Origin of the sequence: Paractinoplanes rishiriensis (genome assembly GCF_016862375.1) — a bacterium.
Classification (GTDB): Bacteria; Actinomycetota; Actinomycetes; order Mycobacteriales; family Micromonosporaceae; genus Actinoplanes; species Actinoplanes rishiriensis.
This window is the reverse complement of the sequence record NZ_BOMV01000049.1, coordinates 13,986-28,490: the sequence shown is the minus strand read 5'-3', so window position 1 is coordinate 28,490 and position 14,505 is coordinate 13,986. Positions and strand designations below refer to the sequence as shown.

The following is a 14,505-nucleotide window of genomic DNA, read 5'->3' as shown; positions in this document are numbered from 1 at the left end:
CTGACCCTTGGAAAGGGTTCGCTTGAGGATTTCTCGGATAGATTGGCCCGGATCCGTGCGGCCATACGGCTACTCACAGTAGCTAAAACCCCGAAGCTCATCGCGTGTGCATGGCGGAGGAACGAAAGCATGAACAGCCAGCGAACCCGTTTACGCTCCCCCCTAGCGGTGATCTTGACGGCTTTGGTCCTTTTGCCGGTTGCAGTCCTTTTTGCCCGAGTCTGGCAGGAAAACTCGGACCAACGCACTCAAACTGACCTTGAGAAAAAGGGCATCGAGTACATCACCGCGCTGTCCCCGTTGATCAGCGCACTGACCGAGGCACAGTCCTCCGCCCTGCAGGGCGTGAACGGTACGCCGGAGTCGCTCACCGCGGCCGTGACCAACGTGGCCGCCGTCGACCAGCGACTCGGTGCGGACCTCAAGACCCGGGAGCGGTGGGCCGACCTGCAGAGCAAGATCGCCAACCTGGCCAACGTCAGCGGCGGCGGGCTCGCGGTCTACCAGGCGCACGTCGAGGTAACCGACCTCACGCTGGCGCTCTACGGCGCGGTCCGCCGCAACGCCGAGCTCAGCCTCGACCCGGACAACGACATCTCGGCCCTCCAGCAGGCGGTGACCGCCGACATGCCCTCGGTGCTGGTGCTGGTGAGCCAGATGGGCGACGTGGCCAACCTGCTGCAGACCGCCACCGGCACCGCCCGCGCCGCGCTCTCGCTGGAGTTCGGCGAAAAGGTGATCGCCGTGGAGAAGGCGGTCAACTCGCTGACCGAGAGCCTCCAGGCCGCGGTCGACAGCACCGACAGCACCACGCTCAGCGGCAGCCTGGTCAACACCCTCGACTCGTTCCGCCGCGGTGTCGAGACCATGACCCGTGGCGCCAACCCGGGCGGCCGGCCCAACATCGGCACCATCTCGACAGCGCAGACCGCGCTCCAGTCGTCGCTGAACACCCTGGCCGGCGTCACCCTCAAGGAGATGGAGGGTCTGCTCGACGAGCGGATGGACGGCCTCGACTACCGGCGCGGCGAGGCGATCGTGATCGGCCTGCTGGCGCTGCTGCTGGTGCTCGGCGCAGTGCTGTGGCCGATCTTCGGCCGTCGCTTGACGGCACCGCCCGCCGCCGCACCGGACGAACCCGCCGCGAATCGCACCCCCGGTGCGTACGGCCCGCAGTACGACCTCCAGCCGAACTTCGGCGAGTTCGACCCGACACGGCGGGAGCGGTCCGGTGCTCTTCGGTAAGTTCCGCATCCTCGGCAAGCTGGCCTTGCTGATCATCGTTCCGCTGGTCGGCGTCGTGGCGCTGAGCGTGCCGGTCATCGTGACGCGTATCAACGACGCCCAGGACGCGCAAAAGATCTCAGACGCGGTGCAGACCGCCACCCGGGTCAGCACCGCGGTGCAGGAGCTCCAGGAGGAGCGGCTGCTCTCCATCGGCTATCTGTTCGGCCTCATCGAAAAGCCGGAACTGGTGTTGCAGAGCGCCCGCGCCACCGATGCGGTGGCCCGGGTCGCCGACGGCGGCGACGAGGAGCTGCCCGACGGCCTGAGCAACGCCCTGCGCGGGGTGACCAACCTGGCCAAGACCCGGGACGGGGTGATCAACCGGACCATCCGGCCGGACCTGCTGATCTCCGACTACACCAACGTGATCCTCCCGATCATCAACGGGCTGGCGCTGGCGTCGACCTCCGACCTGACCACCAGCGTGGGCCGCCAGGTCTTTGCGCTCGAGCAGGCGCTGCGCACCGACGACCTGATCAGCCAGGCGTCCGGTTATTTGACGGTCGCCACGATCACCAAGAACTCCGGGTTCGTCGGGCTGTTCTACGCCGACCTCCTCAAGCTCCAGCAGCTGATCGTCAACGCGCAGCCGTTCTTCACCGACGAGCAGTACCGGCTCTACCTGGGCGCCCAGGACGCGTTTGCGTCCCGGGTCGGCGGTAGCTTCCTCACCGAGGCCGCGATCAACCCGGGTGCCGCGATCGCCAAGCTGAACATCCGGACCCTGTACCCGTCGCTGCGGTCGGTGCTGGTGCTCGGTGGCTTCGTGGAGAAGCGGGTCGCCGCGGACGTGGACCAGATCGTGACCAAGAACCGGGACACCGCCCTCCGGGACGCCTTCCTGATCGGTGGCGGCTCGTTCCTGCTGCTGCTCGTGGTCATCGTGCTGAGCCTGTTCATGGCCCGCGCGGTGGCCCGGCCGCTGCGCCGTCTCACCGCGTCCGCCGACCGGATCGCCCGGGCGGCCGAGGCGGAACTGGAACGGGTCGCGGACGACGACGCCGACGCGGTCCGGCCGATCCGGCTCGACCCGGTCGACGTCGAGGCCCAGGACGAGATCGGCGACCTGGCCCGCGCGTTCGACCGGGTGCAGACCACCGCGGTCCGGCTGGTGGAGCGGCAGGTGCTCGGCCGCCGCAACGTGGCCCAGATGTTCGGCCACGTCGGACGGCGTACCCAGAACCTGGTCGGCCGCCAGCTGGCACTGATCGACAACCTGGAGCGCAAGGAGACCGACAGCGACCGGCTCCGCGAGCTGTACCGGCTCGACCACATGTCCAGCCGTCTGCGCCGGAACGCGTCGTCGCTGGTCGTGCTCTCCGGTGGGGCCGGCGCGAACGAGCACACGGCACCGCTGTCGCTCACCGACGTGGTCCGGCTCGCCCTCGGTGAGATCGAGGACTACACCCGGGTCGACGTGGACCTGCCGGACGACATCATGGTGGTGCCGGCCGTGCTGGCCGACCTCACGCTGGTGCTCGCCGAGCTGATGGAGAACGCCACCTCGTTCTCCCCGCCGCACACCCGGGTTCTGATCACCGCGAGCCACATGCGCGGCGGCATCCGCCTCGCGATCGTCGACAACGGCCTCGGCATGACGCCGGAGCGGCTGGCCGAGGAAAACTCCCGGCTCACCCGCCGCGAGCGTCTCGACCTGGTGCCCAGTGAGGTGCTCGGCCTGTTCGTGGTCGGCCGGCTGGCTCGCCGGCACGGCATCGAGGTGACCCTCGCCGACACCCCCGCGGGCGGCGTCACGGTCATGCTCGACCTGGCCCCGAAGCACCTGGTCGCCCCGGCCCAGGACCTCCTGTCGGTGCCGGTGCCCGCCTTCCCGGCCGCGATCGGCACCCCGCCCGGCCACCACACCGCCGAGTTCGCCCAGGTGCTCGCGGGTTCGGCGGCCCGCGCGTCGGTGCCCGGCAGCCTGCAGCCGTTCGACGCGACCATGTTGCAGCGGGCCACCCACACCCTGTCGTCGGCCCGGTCCTGGAACGCGTTCGCGGCCCCGGTCCGGTCCGAGGCCGGCCCGGCCATCGCGGCGCCGGCGGCCGACGGCGGCACGGTGTACGAGGCCGAGCCGGTCTACTCGCCGAACCCGGTCTACCAGCAGCCGGTGTACGACATGGGCGCACCGGTCGCCGGCCGGGTGCCGGCCGCGCTGCCGGAACTGCCCGCAGCCGGTCAGCAGACGCCCCGGGCGGACTGGAACGTCAGCCCCTCCATCCCGGCCATCCCCCGCCAGCGGGTCGAGGAGGACTACCGGTACGGCACCCCGACCACCCGGACGTACGGCGCTCCGCCGCCGCAGGTGTACGGAACGCCGGCGCCGGACCCGTCGTCGGCGACCCCGCTGCGGCGCCGGGTGCCCGGCGAGCAGCTGCCGGAAGAGGCCGGCCCGACCCTGCCGGTCACGCCGCCGTCCCCGGACGACGCGACTGCGGCCCGCGCCGCGTTCGACGCCTTCGAAGCCGGGGTCAGCCGCGCCCAGTGGGACGCGGTGGAAACCACCATGACCGCACCACCCTCCGCCGGTCATGCCCCCCTCGCCCGCCGGGTTCCGGGTGCCACCCTGCCGGTGGACGCGCAGAACACGCCGCCCCCGCCAGCTCCGGCGCCTCCGCTGGATCCGGATGCCGCCCGAGCCTTGATGGAACAGTTCGAGTACGGAGTCGCACTCGCACTGAACGAAACTCAGCCACAACCCGAGGGACAACCGCGATGACTTCCCCCTACTCCACGGACACAGGCAACGGTCAGAATTTCGCCCAGGCGCAGCTGAGCGCCGAGGCCAAGACCTTCAACTGGCTGCTGGACTCGTTCACCTCCGGAACCGCGGGCGTGATCGAAGCAATCGCCGTCTCCTCCGACGGACTGCTCATGGCGATGTCAGCGATCAAGGACCGGCCGAACGCCGAACGCCTTGCCGCGGTGGTCTCCGGGCTCACCAGCCTGGCCGGCGGCGCCGCCAGCTGGTACCGGCTGGGCTCGCTGAACCGGGTCATCATCGACATGGCCGAGGGGTACCTGCTGGTCACCGCGATCAGCGCGGGCTCCGTGCTGGGCGTCATCGCCGACCGCTCGGCCAACCTCGGGACGCTGGCGTACGAGATGACGCTCTTCGCGACCCGGGCGGGTGGCGCGCTCAGCCCGCGCCTGATCGCGGAATTGAAGAACGCCGTCCAGCAATGACCTATTCGGACCCCGACGACCCGGAACACCCGGCTCGGCCGAGTGTCCGACCTTTCCTGCAATTCGGCCCGCAGTCGGCCGGCGGATACCTCCCCGCACCCCGGAGCGAGGCACCGCCGGCCGAGGAGCACAACACCCTGCGCCCGTTCGTCATCACGTCCGGGCGCACCGACGGCGACGATCCCGAGATCGGGATGGAGACCCAGGTAACCGTCAACCCGACGGCAATGCCGATGCGGCTATCGCCGGAGAAGCGGGCAATCGTCTCGCTCTGCGCCGAACCACACTCGGTTGCCGAGATCTCCGCCCGGCTGCGCCTGCACCTCGGTGTCACCCGCATCCTGGTCGGCGACCTGCGCGCCACCGGCCAGCTGGACGTCCACGCGGTGGACAACGAGACCCCCGACCCTGAGACCATCATGCGAGTGATCCGTGGACTTCGATCAATCACCTGACAACCGCGTACTGGGCACCGCGCGGGTGGGCACCGACCGGCCGAAAAAGGCCCCGGTCCCCGTAAAGATAATCGTGGCCGGCGGGTTCGGCGTGGGCAAGACGACGACCGTGGGCGCCATCTCCGAGATCTCGCCGCTGACCACCGAGGCCGAGATGACCTCGGCGTCGGTCGGCATCGACATTCCCGGCCAGGCGACCTCGAAGACCACCACCACGATCGCGATGGACTTCGGGGTCCTCACCATCGACCAGACCCTGAAGCTCTACATCTTCGGCACGCCCGGCCAGTCCCGGTTCGCGTTCATGTGGGACGACCTGGTCAAGGGTGCCCTGGGCGCGCTCGTGGTGGTGGACACGGGCCGGATCGACGACTGCTACCCGGCGGTCGACTACTTCGAGCGGGCCGGCCTGCCGTTCGTGGTCGGCGTCAACACCTTCAACGGGCAGATGAACTACAACCTCGAGGAGGTGCGCTGGGCTCTCGCGGTACGGGAGGACGTGCCGGTGCTCTCCTTCGACGCACGTTTCCGGGCGTCGGTCAGAGACGCCCTGCTCGTCGTACTTGACCAGGCCCTCGATAAAGCCATCCGGGCGAGGTCCACGTAGGGTATGCGCCGGGTCGCACAGATCGAGGTTTCCAAATCGGCCTCCGAGCGGGCAGAGTTGTTGTCGACGACCCGCGACGGAAGGACGGTGACGTGCGAGGCGGACTTGACGACGCGCTCGACAAACTCGCGCGCCGCGACGAGCTGCGCAGGCGCGCCAACGGGGAGGCCCCGGGCACCCCGCAGGCCGTGACCGAGCTGGTCGAGGCCATCGCGGCGGTCGTGGCGCGCCACCCGGAGCTGGGCGTGACGGTGGGCGCCGAGGGCGCCGGCGAGCCGATTCTGCTGCACTTCTTCTTCACCGACGGCCAGGTGCAGGTCACCGCCGACAACCCGCCGGTGTCCGAGGAAGTGACGACACCCCGGCACGCCGACTTCGAGATCGACGTCGAGGAGCCGGCCGAATCGCCGCCACCGGCGACCGCCTACGGTTATCCGCGCGACCCCTACTACGGCGAGTCCGACACCGCGGAGCGTCTCTACGGCTCGTTCGACGGGCCGCCGCCCGACCCGCGCTATCCCGCCCACGACCCGGGCGAGAGTTCCCGCGATCTCGGCGCACGCCTGCGCGACCTCGGCATGGCCTCCCGCGTCCCGGTGCCACCGCCGGCATCGCCACCACCGCCCGCCGACTACCCGCCGCCGGCCGAATACCCGCCGCCCGCCGACTACCCGCCGCACCCGTTCGCGGCGACCCCGCCGCCACCCGTGCCGCCGCAACGGCAGGAGATGCCCGAGTCGGGCCAGGCGACCCGCCGCATCCACGCCGAGCACCACCGGGCCCCGGCCGAGCCGTCCGCCGCCGAGCGGGCCGCGCCGCAGCAGCGCAACGGGATGCCGGCCCCGCTGGCCAAGCCCATCCCGCTCAAGGTCGAGCGGCCCGAGGAGACCGAGATGGCGGCCCGTCGCCTGGCCGCCCTGCTTCGCGACGATCCGTCACTGCTTAACCAGGCACCTGACTGAGCGTAACGCCCGGACCTGCTATAACGGCCGTTCGGCTACTTTGCGTTGTCAGATCTTGTTTCACGCTGTGTAACAACCTAGCGTCCCTGGCATGTCGTTGCCCGAAGTCCACCTGGTCGGTGGGACCTGCGCCGAGGCGCTCCGGCTGGCGCCGGTGGCGGCCGCCATGCGAGCCCAGGGCCGGCTGACGCCCGTGCTGCTGGCCGGGGGTGCCGATCCGGCGGCCGTGGCGCGCACGTTCGCCGCGTTCGGCCGTCCCGCCGACGTCGCGCTGCCGGCCACCGACAGCCGGGCCGCGGCTGTCCGCCGCCTCGACCAGCTGTGGGCGGTCCGCACGCCGTCGGCCGTGCTGGTGCGCGGCGACAACCTGGCGGCGGGCCTGGCCGCGTACTGGCGACGCATCCCGATCATGCACCTGGACGCCGGCCGGCGCTCCGGCTCACTGCGCTCCGACGACCGGGCCGAGGCCGACCGGCGGCTGCTGACCCAGGTGGCCACCGTGCACCTGGCGGCGACCCCGCAGGCCGCCATGAACCTGCTGGACGAACGGGTGGTGGCCGGCGACGTGCTGCTCACCGGCGGCACCGCGGTCGACGCCACGGCCGCGCTGGCCGCCCGCGGCACGACCCCGGTCAGCCGGACGAACCCGCTGGTCCTGGTCGGCGTCGGGGCCGCCGCCGACGACGCGGTCGGCACCGCGATGCGCCGGCTCACCGCCGAGCGGCCCGAGGTGGACGTCGCGGCCGCGGCGCCGCTGCCCTATCCGGATCGCACCCGGGTGCTGTCGGCGGCCTATCTGGTGCTCACCGACGACCCCGACCTGGCCGAGGAGGCGCTCGCGGCCGGCACCCCGGTGCTGGTGCCGGGCGACGGCGGCGGCCACGCCGAGGCGCTGCACGCCGGCGGTGCCCGGACGGTCGAGCCGGTGGCCGAGGCCATCCTGGCGGCGATCCGCAGCCTGCTGGAGAGCCGGCTGCGCCGGGACGTCATGGTCACGGCCGGCAGCCCGTACGGCGACGGGCTCGCGGCCGGCCGGATCGCCCAGGCCACCGCCGCCCTGCTCGGGCACGGGCAGTTCCCGGAACCGATGCCGGCCCGCCCGCTGATCACCACCCCCTGAGGAGTACGCATGGACGTCGTCGGCTTCTGGACCCGGTCGTGGACCAGTGACGACCCGGCCACGGTGCGGCGCCTGCTGGCGCCGGACGTCGAGGTCGAATGGAACCTGGACGCGCCGGTCGACGACGAGGAACTGGTGCAGGTGCAGCACCGGATCGCGGCGTTCGCCGACTCGGTGGCCGTGCTGGACAGCACGCTGGCCGACGACGGCGCCACGCTCGTCTACGACCTGGTGGCGCCGTTCGGCTCGGCCCGGATGGTGGAGTTCCTGGTGGTCGCGGACGGCCGGATCACCGAGGTCCGGCAGATCTACGATGTGACCGCGACCGACCGCTACTTCCCCGGCCTGTACGCGAACTAGCGCCCGGCCCGCTCCAGCAGGGCGAACAGAGTGGTCCAGTGCCGCTCCTCGCCCTCGGCGTGGTGCATCGCGCTGTCCGACATCGTGAATCCGTGCGGCGCGCCCGCATACACCTCCGAGGTGTAGGTGACGCCGGCCTCGTCGAGCGCCGCCTCGAGCGTCTTGATCTGCTCGGCGGTCATCGACCGGTCGTTGTCGGCGTGCGCGAGATAGACCTCGCCGGTGATCGTGCCGACGCCCAGGTGCGGGCTGTCCGGCTGGTCGGTGACCGTGCCGCCGGCGTGATAGCTGGCCAGCACCCCGATCCGGTCCGGGTGGGCAGCGATCGCGCGCAGCCCGTTGCGGCCGCCCATGCAATATCCGACCAGCACCACCGGCCCCGGCCCGACCGGTGGCTGGGCGGCGAGGAAGTCGAGATAAGCACCGGTGTCGGCGACCACCCGCTCGGCGGTCAGCGCCTGCATCATCGGCCCGAGCCGCTCGAAGGCGGCACCGCGCTTCTCCGGGTCGGCCAGTTCGGCCGGCTCGATCAGCGGCGGTCGCGCGCTGCGGTAGAAGAGGTTGGGCACCAGGACGGCGTAGCCGCGCCCGGCGATCCGACCGGCCATCTCGGCGAGCCGCGGGCGCGGGCCGAACGCGTCCATGAACATCAGCACCGCGGGGAACGGGCCGTCGCCGTCGGGCACCACGAGATAGGCGTCGGCCGAACCGTCAGGGGTCGTCACCTGCACTGTCGTCTGCACACCGCGAACCTAGCATCAACCGGGGAGACGTCCCCGTTCGTCGTACGCTGTCCCTCATGGCAAACCGTCTGCGCGCGGACGCGGAACGCAACCGGACCGCGCTGCTGGCCGCGGCCCGCGAAGTCTTCGGCGAGCAGGGCCTGGACGCCTCGCTCGACGAGATCGCCCGCCGGGCCGGGGTTGGCAACGCCACCCTGTACCGCCGCTTCCCGACCCGCCGCGAGCTGATCGCGGAGGTCTTCGCAGGTCAGATGTCGGAGTACGTGGCCCTGGCCGACATGGCGCTGCAGGAGCCGGACGCGTGGGTCGCGTTCGTCGGGTACCTGGGCCGGCTGTTCGAGATGCAGGCCACCGACCGCGGCCTGTCCGAACTGCTGGTGACCTCCAACTTCGACGACGACGAGCGGCTGGCGGCGCTGCGGGTGACCGCGCAGCGCGGCGCCGACGAGGTGATCGCGCGGGCCCAGGCGGCCGGCCGGCTGCGGGCCGACTTCACCCGCCGGGATCTCAGCCTGCTGATGCGGGCCAATGCCGGGGTGGTGACGAGGGCGGCCGAGCCGGACTCCTGGCGCCGCCAGCTGGAGCTGCTCGTGGAGGGTCTCACATTTAAGGATGTTTAAGGTCGGGTCAAGGTGGGCCAACAACGCCGGGACCAAGAATCGACGTACATCCCCAACAGATAGAGCGCGGCTCCGGGCCCCCACCCGGAGCCGCGTTCATCGGAAGCCACGGCCAGCCGTCGCGAGCGTCTCGCGCGCCAGGTCACCGAGGCTGGTGCCGGGCGGAGCGTCCAGCCAGAGCGCCAGCGCGACCCGCAGCGACACCAGGAAGGTCGCGGCGGTCATCCGGGCCCGCACCCCGCCCGGATCAAGCTCGGCGGACCGGGCCGCGACCTCGGCGGCCAGGTCGCGTTCCACCGCGGCGAAGGTCTGCACCTGGGCCGCCAGCAGCGTGGGGTGGCGGCGCACCAGGCGGCTCCGGGCCACCCACTGCGGGTCGAGGTCGCCCAGCTGGCGATAGAACTCCGCGGCGGCCGCGGTGAGCGCGGCCCACGGCGGCTCGCCGACCGGCCGGGCCCGCACCGACGCGATCAGGCTGCGGACCCGCTGGAGGTCGCCGTGCATGAGGGCTTCCTCCTTGCTCCCGAAGTAGTTCGAGAACGTCCGCCGGGAGACACCGGCCTCGTCGGCGATGGCCTCCACGGTGATCCGGTCCGGGCCGTGCTCGATCGCCAGCCGGACCGCCGCGTCGTGCAGCGCCTGCCGGGTCGCCGCCTTCTTGCGTTCGCGCAGGCCGGGCTCCGCCGTCGTGCTCATCGGCCGAGCGTACCGGCGTGTGATTCGCTTCTCAAAGAGAAAACTTGCGCAATGGGAAAGCTTTGCCGAACGTTGGAGGTAGCACAGACACCATCCCGGGAGGCCGCGCATGAGCGCACCCAGCAGCACCATGCCCCATCGCCAGGTGATGGAGGCGCTCTCCGGCCTCCTCCTGGTGCTTTTCGTGGCGATGGCCAGCTCGACCATTGTCTCCACCGCGCTTCCCAAGATCATCGGGTCGCTCAACGGCAGCCAGACCCAGTACACCTGGGTGGTCACTGCCACCCTGCTCACCGCCACGGCCTCTACCCCGATCTGGGGCAAGCTCGCCGACCTCTACAGCAAGAAGCTGCTGATCCAGATCTCGATCGTGGTGTTCGTGCTGGGCTCGATCGTGGCCGGGCTGAGCCAGACCGCCGGTCAGTTGATCGCGGCTCGCGCGTTCCAGGGCCTCGGCATGGGTGGCGTGCAGGCACTGGTCCAGGTGGCGATCGCCGCGATGATCCCGCCCCGCGAACGCGGCCGGTACAACGGCTACCTGGGCGGCGTGATGGCGCTGGCCACGGTCGGCGGCCCGCTGCTCGGCGGCCTGATCGTCGACACGTCCTGGCTGGGCTGGCGCTGGTGCTTCTTCATCGGCGCGCCGATCGCCGTGATCGCGCTGGTGGTGCTGCAGAAGACGCTGAACCTCGCGGTGGTCCGCCGGGACGACGTCAAGGTCGACTACCTGGGCGCCACGCTGATCGCGGTGGGCGTGAGCATCCTGCTGATCTGGGTGTCGTTCGTGGACAGCTCGTTCGCCTGGCTGTCCTGGCAGACCGCCGCAATGGTCGGTGCCGGCCTGGTGATCCTGGCCGCCGCGATACGGGTGGAGTCCCGGGTGGCCGAGCCGGTGGTGCCACTCGACATCGTCCGGCAGCGCACCACGGCGCTGGCGATCATCGCGAGCCTCGCGGTCGGCATGGCCATGTTCGGCGGCGCGGTCTTCCTGGGCCAGTACTTCCAGATCGGCCGCGGCTACAGCCCCACCGAGGCGGGCCTGCTCACCATCCCGATGATGGCCGGCGTCCTGGTGTCGTCGACGATCTCCGGCCGCATGATCAGCAAGTCCGGCCGCCTGAAGCCGTACATCGTGACCGGGACTTTGATCTTGGTGGTGGGTTTTGCCGGCCTGTCCGTGCTCGACCACGACACCCCGCTCTGGTATGTCGGCACCGCGATGGCCCTGGTCGGCGTGGGCGTCGGCATGTCGATGCAGAACCTGGTGCTCGCGGTGCAGAACACGGTGTCGCTCAAGGACATCGGCGTGGCCAGCTCGTCGGTGGCGTTCTTCCGGTCGCTGGGCGGCACGATCGGCGTCTCGGTGCTCGGCGCGGTGCTGGCCAACCGGGTGACCGCCACGCTGACCCAGGAACTGCCGGCGGCGGCGTCCGGCTCGAGCGGCACCAGCAGCCTCAACCTGGCCGCCCTGCCGGAGTCGGTGCAGCACATCGTGCGGGCCGCCTATGGCGACGCCACCGGCCACATCTTCCTGATCTCCGCGGCTATCGCGGTGGTCGGGGTGATCGCGGCGGCCCTGATGAACCCCACGGCACTGCGCTCCACGGTGGACCTGCCGGAGCCAGCCGCCGAGCGCGAACCCGCCCTCTCGAACTAATTAGGGGTGGGGCCGGCCGGGCGGCCTGGCACGGGGGAACCAGACCGCCCGACCGGGGTCGGGCGGCGCGCTTCGTCGGCGCGCAACGAGTGTTACAACGTCACACCCGCAAACGCGGGCGCTTCCGGGCCATCGGTGCGGGCAGCCGTTCCTCGCGAATCAGCAGGCGGCGGAAGTCGCCCTTGCGGCCCAGGACGTCGATCTCGATGGCCTCGGCGGCCAGCCACCGGGCCCCGTCGCGGACGATCGAGGTCGACCATTCGACGTACACGATCCTGAGCCGGAGCGTTCCGGAGCCGTGGCGATAGTCCGACTCGGCGAACTCGTGCGCGGGCCAGCGGGGCTGGCGGGGCAGGAGCCGGCCGTTGCGGAAGATCAGCGCGGTGGGCACCGGGACCGGTGGGCCGGGTACGTGCCCGGCTCGTCGACCCCGCGCGCAACGCACCAGCTCACTCGCGCGCGTCGGAATCACCCTCCTCCGTCGGCGGCTCGGGATCGACCGCCGGGGCGTTCGGGCGGCTCAGTGCATACCTGACGCCGCCGCCGAATCGGTGGGTGACGGAACTTGCTCGGGCCGTTGCGGCCGTCACGTCGTCCGTCAGCGTCTCGCCTCGGAAGGCGAGAGCTGGGTTTCCTCGGCGTGGTGTCTCCACCGCGTCGGGGTCGCCCGAGTCCGCGTGCTCGGGTCCGATGTTGGGAATCGACATGGTCTCCACCTCTCGCTCGTACGCCCCCGCCAGGGAGCCTCGCGCCGAGGCCGCAGACGCCGTTTCCGCGACCGTCCCGTCACTAAAAGATGTCACCCTAAGTGACACCCATAGAGATGTGTACGTGCGTTATCATGCTCACAATCCCGTGAGTACGCAAGGCCAAATGCACGTGCATTTGCACCCCGCGTGAGGCAGCGATTACGAGAGACCACCTGCCTCCGGACGATCCCCGGCCGGAGCAAACCTAGGGAGCAACAAATGACGCACGCGGTCAACGGCACCCCAGCCGGCCAGTTGGACGGTGTCACCTGGCAGAAGAGCCGGCGCAGCAACCCCAGCGGCAACTGCGTCGAGTGCGCCGTGCTGCCAACTGGTGAGGTCGCCGTTCGGAACTCCCGGGACCCCGAGGGCCCGGCCCTGATCTACACACCGGCCGAGATCGAGGCCTTCCTCCTGGGAGTCCGCGACGGAGACTTCGACAACCTGCTCGGCTGAACTCCCGACCGGCCGAACAGAATGCACCATGCAACGGGAACGGCGTGCTCATGTCCACGTCGGAGCCCGTACCCACTGACCAACTGACCGGGCCTCTCCCCAGCGCCCGTCGCCCGAGACGGGGCGGCTGCCCGAAGCTGCCCGCGCTGGGGGGAGACCCCGGTTGTCGCCGGACCGCCATCGGCGACAGCCGAGTGCGGCGGCCGGCATCTGCGAGCCGGCCGCCCACCGGGCGGAACCCCGGGCTCCCGCTATTCGAGACGCGAGTTCGGCTCACCGCGATCGCGGAAGATCGGCTTACCTGCACCGTTCGTGACTGTCCGCATACGCGACGGCTGGGTGCGAGATTCTCAGTGACTATTGACCAAGTGCAAATAAGGCCAGGTCAAAGGCATTTCCCGGTACGCCTTCGGCGCGCGCGGGCCTAAGCGGGCCGGCCGACCTCGTGCAGCAGCTTGCCCAGGATCTCCTGGGTGTGGCTCGGCGGGTCGGCGTCGATGCACACGCGCTCCATCGCCATCGCGTACTGGTCGACGTCCTCGCGCTTGTCCAGGTAGATCGCGCTGGTCAACTGCTCGACGTACACCACGTCCGGCAGTTCCGGCTCGGGGAAGCGCAGGATCGCGAAGGGGCCACCCGCAGCGGCGTGGCCACCAGCATGAAACGGGATAATCTGGAGCCGGACGTTCGGCCTCCTGGCCGCCTCGATCAGGGCCTCGATCTGCGCCTTCATGACGTCGACGCCGCCGATCGGACGGCGCAACACGGCTTCGTCGATGACCGCCCACACCTGCGGCGTGTCCGGCCGGTCGAGGATCTGCTGGCGCTGCCGGCGCAACTCGACCCGCCGGTCCATCTCCTCAGGGGTCACGCCGGCGTGGCCGAGCATGATGACGGCTCGTGCGTACTCCGGAGTCTGAAGGAGGCCCGGTACGAACTGGATTTCATAGGTGCGGATCAGCGACGCGGCGGCTTCCAGACCGAGGTACGACTGGAACCAGCCCGGCATGATGTCGCTGAACTGCTGCCACCAACCCGGGTTGTTCGCCTGACGGGCCAGGGCCAGCAGGGCCTCGCGCTCGGCCTCGTCGGTCACCCCGTAGAGGGTCAGCAGGTCGGCGACGTCGCGCTCCTTGAAGCTGACCCGGCCGAGTTCCATCCGGCTGATCTTGGAGCCCGAGGCCCGGATCTCCCACCCGGCATCCTCACGGGTGATGGCCTTAGCTTCGCGCAGACGCCGGAGCTGGGCGCCGAGCAGGATGCGCAGCACTGTAGGGCCGCTGCCCGGTGCCTCCTCCTGCGAACCCGCGCTCACCTGGCTCCTCGTCATCGCCGTTCGTCATCGCCGTCCAAGGGCTGCCGGCCGCAGTCCCTACGCATCCTAAAGGGGAGATCGTCCACAACGAAACAGCACTAGCGTACTTCCGGACGGTAACCGTCGGAGCATTTGCGCGATGCGGATGCACGTGCAGACGGCCTTGCGGACGCACTTGTTGGCGAGGATGATAGCTGACAGACACGCACTGCCCGCTGACACAGCGTGCTGGAAGTTCGGCCTCCCGGCCGAAGCCCGGCTTGGTGGCAAACACGCCGCCCCGACGACC

The 14,505-nt window shown here is 70.5% G+C and carries 16 protein-coding genes; 11 read left to right on the top strand and 5 right to left on the bottom strand.

Annotated elements, in window-relative coordinates:
* The first annotated feature begins 300 nt into the window (after nucleotides 1-300).
* The 8 genes from Ari01nite_RS20630 (at nucleotide 301) to Ari01nite_RS20595 (ending at nucleotide 7,980) form a co-directional block, all read left to right on the top strand.
* Nucleotides 301-1,245 (top strand): hypothetical protein, encoded by a 945-nt coding sequence (locus Ari01nite_RS20630; protein WP_239162881.1) that lies wholly within the window; start codon nucleotides 301-303, stop codon nucleotides 1,243-1,245.
* Complete coding sequence (locus tag Ari01nite_RS20625; RefSeq protein WP_203782913.1) at nucleotides 1,232-4,009, top strand: ATP-binding protein; 2,778 nt, start codon at nucleotides 1,232-1,234, stop codon at nucleotides 4,007-4,009. The genes Ari01nite_RS20630 and Ari01nite_RS20625 overlap by 14 nt, the downstream gene beginning before the upstream one ends.
* Nucleotides 4,006-4,476, top strand: a complete 471-nt coding sequence (locus Ari01nite_RS20620) for a roadblock/LC7 domain-containing protein (RefSeq protein WP_203782912.1) — start codon at nucleotides 4,006-4,008, stop codon at nucleotides 4,474-4,476. Before Ari01nite_RS20625 ends, Ari01nite_RS20620 begins: the two co-directional genes overlap by 4 nt.
* Nucleotides 4,473-4,931: a DUF742 domain-containing protein gene (locus Ari01nite_RS20615; protein WP_203782911.1), complete on the top strand. Its 459-nt coding sequence runs from the start codon at nucleotides 4,473-4,475 to the stop codon at nucleotides 4,929-4,931. The genes Ari01nite_RS20620 and Ari01nite_RS20615 overlap by 4 nt, the downstream gene beginning before the upstream one ends.
* Nucleotides 4,909-5,538: a GTP-binding protein gene (locus tag Ari01nite_RS20610; protein ID WP_239162880.1), complete on the top strand. Its 630-nt coding sequence runs from the start codon at nucleotides 4,909-4,911 to the stop codon at nucleotides 5,536-5,538. Before Ari01nite_RS20615 ends, Ari01nite_RS20610 begins: the two co-directional genes overlap by 23 nt.
* A gap of 92 nt (nucleotides 5,539-5,630) precedes the next feature.
* Entirely contained in the window at nucleotides 5,631-6,500 is an 870-nt protein-coding gene (locus Ari01nite_RS20605) for a hypothetical protein (protein WP_203782910.1), read from the top strand.
* Between the two features lie 91 nt (nucleotides 6,501-6,591).
* Nucleotides 6,592-7,620 carry a UDP-N-acetylglucosamine 2-epimerase gene (locus Ari01nite_RS20600; RefSeq protein WP_203782909.1) on the top strand — a complete coding sequence of 343 codons (1,029 nt, stop codon included), beginning with the start codon at nucleotides 6,592-6,594 and terminating at the stop codon, nucleotides 7,618-7,620.
* A 9-nt stretch (nucleotides 7,621-7,629) separates the two neighbouring features.
* Nucleotides 7,630-7,980 (top strand): hypothetical protein, encoded by a 351-nt coding sequence (locus Ari01nite_RS20595; RefSeq protein ID WP_203782908.1) that lies wholly within the window; start codon nucleotides 7,630-7,632, stop codon nucleotides 7,978-7,980.
* On the opposite strand, the gene Ari01nite_RS20590 is transcribed toward Ari01nite_RS20595, so the two are convergent.
* Entirely contained in the window at nucleotides 7,977-8,723 is a 747-nt protein-coding gene (locus Ari01nite_RS20590; protein ID WP_203782907.1) for a dienelactone hydrolase family protein, read from the bottom strand. The two genes, Ari01nite_RS20595 and Ari01nite_RS20590, sit on opposite strands and share 4 nt — an antisense overlap.
* A gap of 56 nt (nucleotides 8,724-8,779) precedes the next feature.
* Between Ari01nite_RS20590 and Ari01nite_RS20585 the strand changes: the two genes are divergently transcribed.
* Nucleotides 8,780-9,343: a TetR/AcrR family transcriptional regulator gene (locus Ari01nite_RS20585; protein ID WP_203782906.1), complete on the top strand. Its 564-nt coding sequence runs from the start codon at nucleotides 8,780-8,782 to the stop codon at nucleotides 9,341-9,343.
* 96 nt (nucleotides 9,344-9,439) lie between these two features.
* Here Ari01nite_RS20585 and Ari01nite_RS20580 read toward each other — a convergent pair whose 3' ends face one another.
* Nucleotides 9,440-10,039 carry a TetR/AcrR family transcriptional regulator gene (locus tag Ari01nite_RS20580; RefSeq protein ID WP_203782905.1) on the bottom strand — a complete coding sequence of 200 codons (600 nt, stop codon included), beginning with the start codon at nucleotides 10,037-10,039 and terminating at the stop codon, nucleotides 9,440-9,442.
* 109 nt (nucleotides 10,040-10,148) lie between these two features.
* On the opposite strand from Ari01nite_RS20580, the gene Ari01nite_RS20575 reads away from it, so the two are divergent.
* Nucleotides 10,149-11,696 carry an MDR family MFS transporter gene (locus Ari01nite_RS20575; RefSeq protein WP_203782904.1) on the top strand — a complete coding sequence of 516 codons (1,548 nt, stop codon included), beginning with the start codon at nucleotides 10,149-10,151 and terminating at the stop codon, nucleotides 11,694-11,696.
* Between the two features lie 100 nt (nucleotides 11,697-11,796).
* Here the strand turns inward: Ari01nite_RS20575 and Ari01nite_RS20570 are convergent, their stop codons facing one another.
* Both Ari01nite_RS20570 and Ari01nite_RS20565 read right to left on the bottom strand, forming a co-directional pair.
* Nucleotides 11,797-12,168 carry a hypothetical protein gene (locus tag Ari01nite_RS20570; RefSeq protein ID WP_239162879.1) on the bottom strand — a complete coding sequence of 124 codons (372 nt, stop codon included), beginning with the start codon at nucleotides 12,166-12,168 and terminating at the stop codon, nucleotides 11,797-11,799.
* Nucleotides 12,146-12,403: a hypothetical protein gene (locus Ari01nite_RS20565; protein ID WP_203782903.1), complete on the bottom strand. Its 258-nt coding sequence runs from the start codon at nucleotides 12,401-12,403 to the stop codon at nucleotides 12,146-12,148. The genes Ari01nite_RS20570 and Ari01nite_RS20565 overlap by 23 nt, the downstream gene beginning before the upstream one ends.
* 261 nt (nucleotides 12,404-12,664) lie before the next feature.
* Here Ari01nite_RS20565 and Ari01nite_RS20560 point away from each other — a divergent pair, with 261 nt between their 5' ends.
* Nucleotides 12,665-12,901, top strand: a complete 237-nt coding sequence (locus Ari01nite_RS20560) for a DUF397 domain-containing protein (RefSeq protein ID WP_203782902.1) — start codon at nucleotides 12,665-12,667, stop codon at nucleotides 12,899-12,901.
* Nucleotides 12,902-13,325: 424 nt separating this feature from the next.
* On the opposite strand, the gene Ari01nite_RS20555 is transcribed toward Ari01nite_RS20560, so the two are convergent.
* On the bottom strand, nucleotides 13,326-14,231 hold the full coding sequence (locus tag Ari01nite_RS20555) for a Sco1979 family transcriptional regulator (RefSeq protein ID WP_203782901.1): 906 nt from the start codon (nucleotides 14,229-14,231) through the stop codon (nucleotides 13,326-13,328).
* Nucleotides 14,232-14,505: the final 274 nt, after the last annotated feature.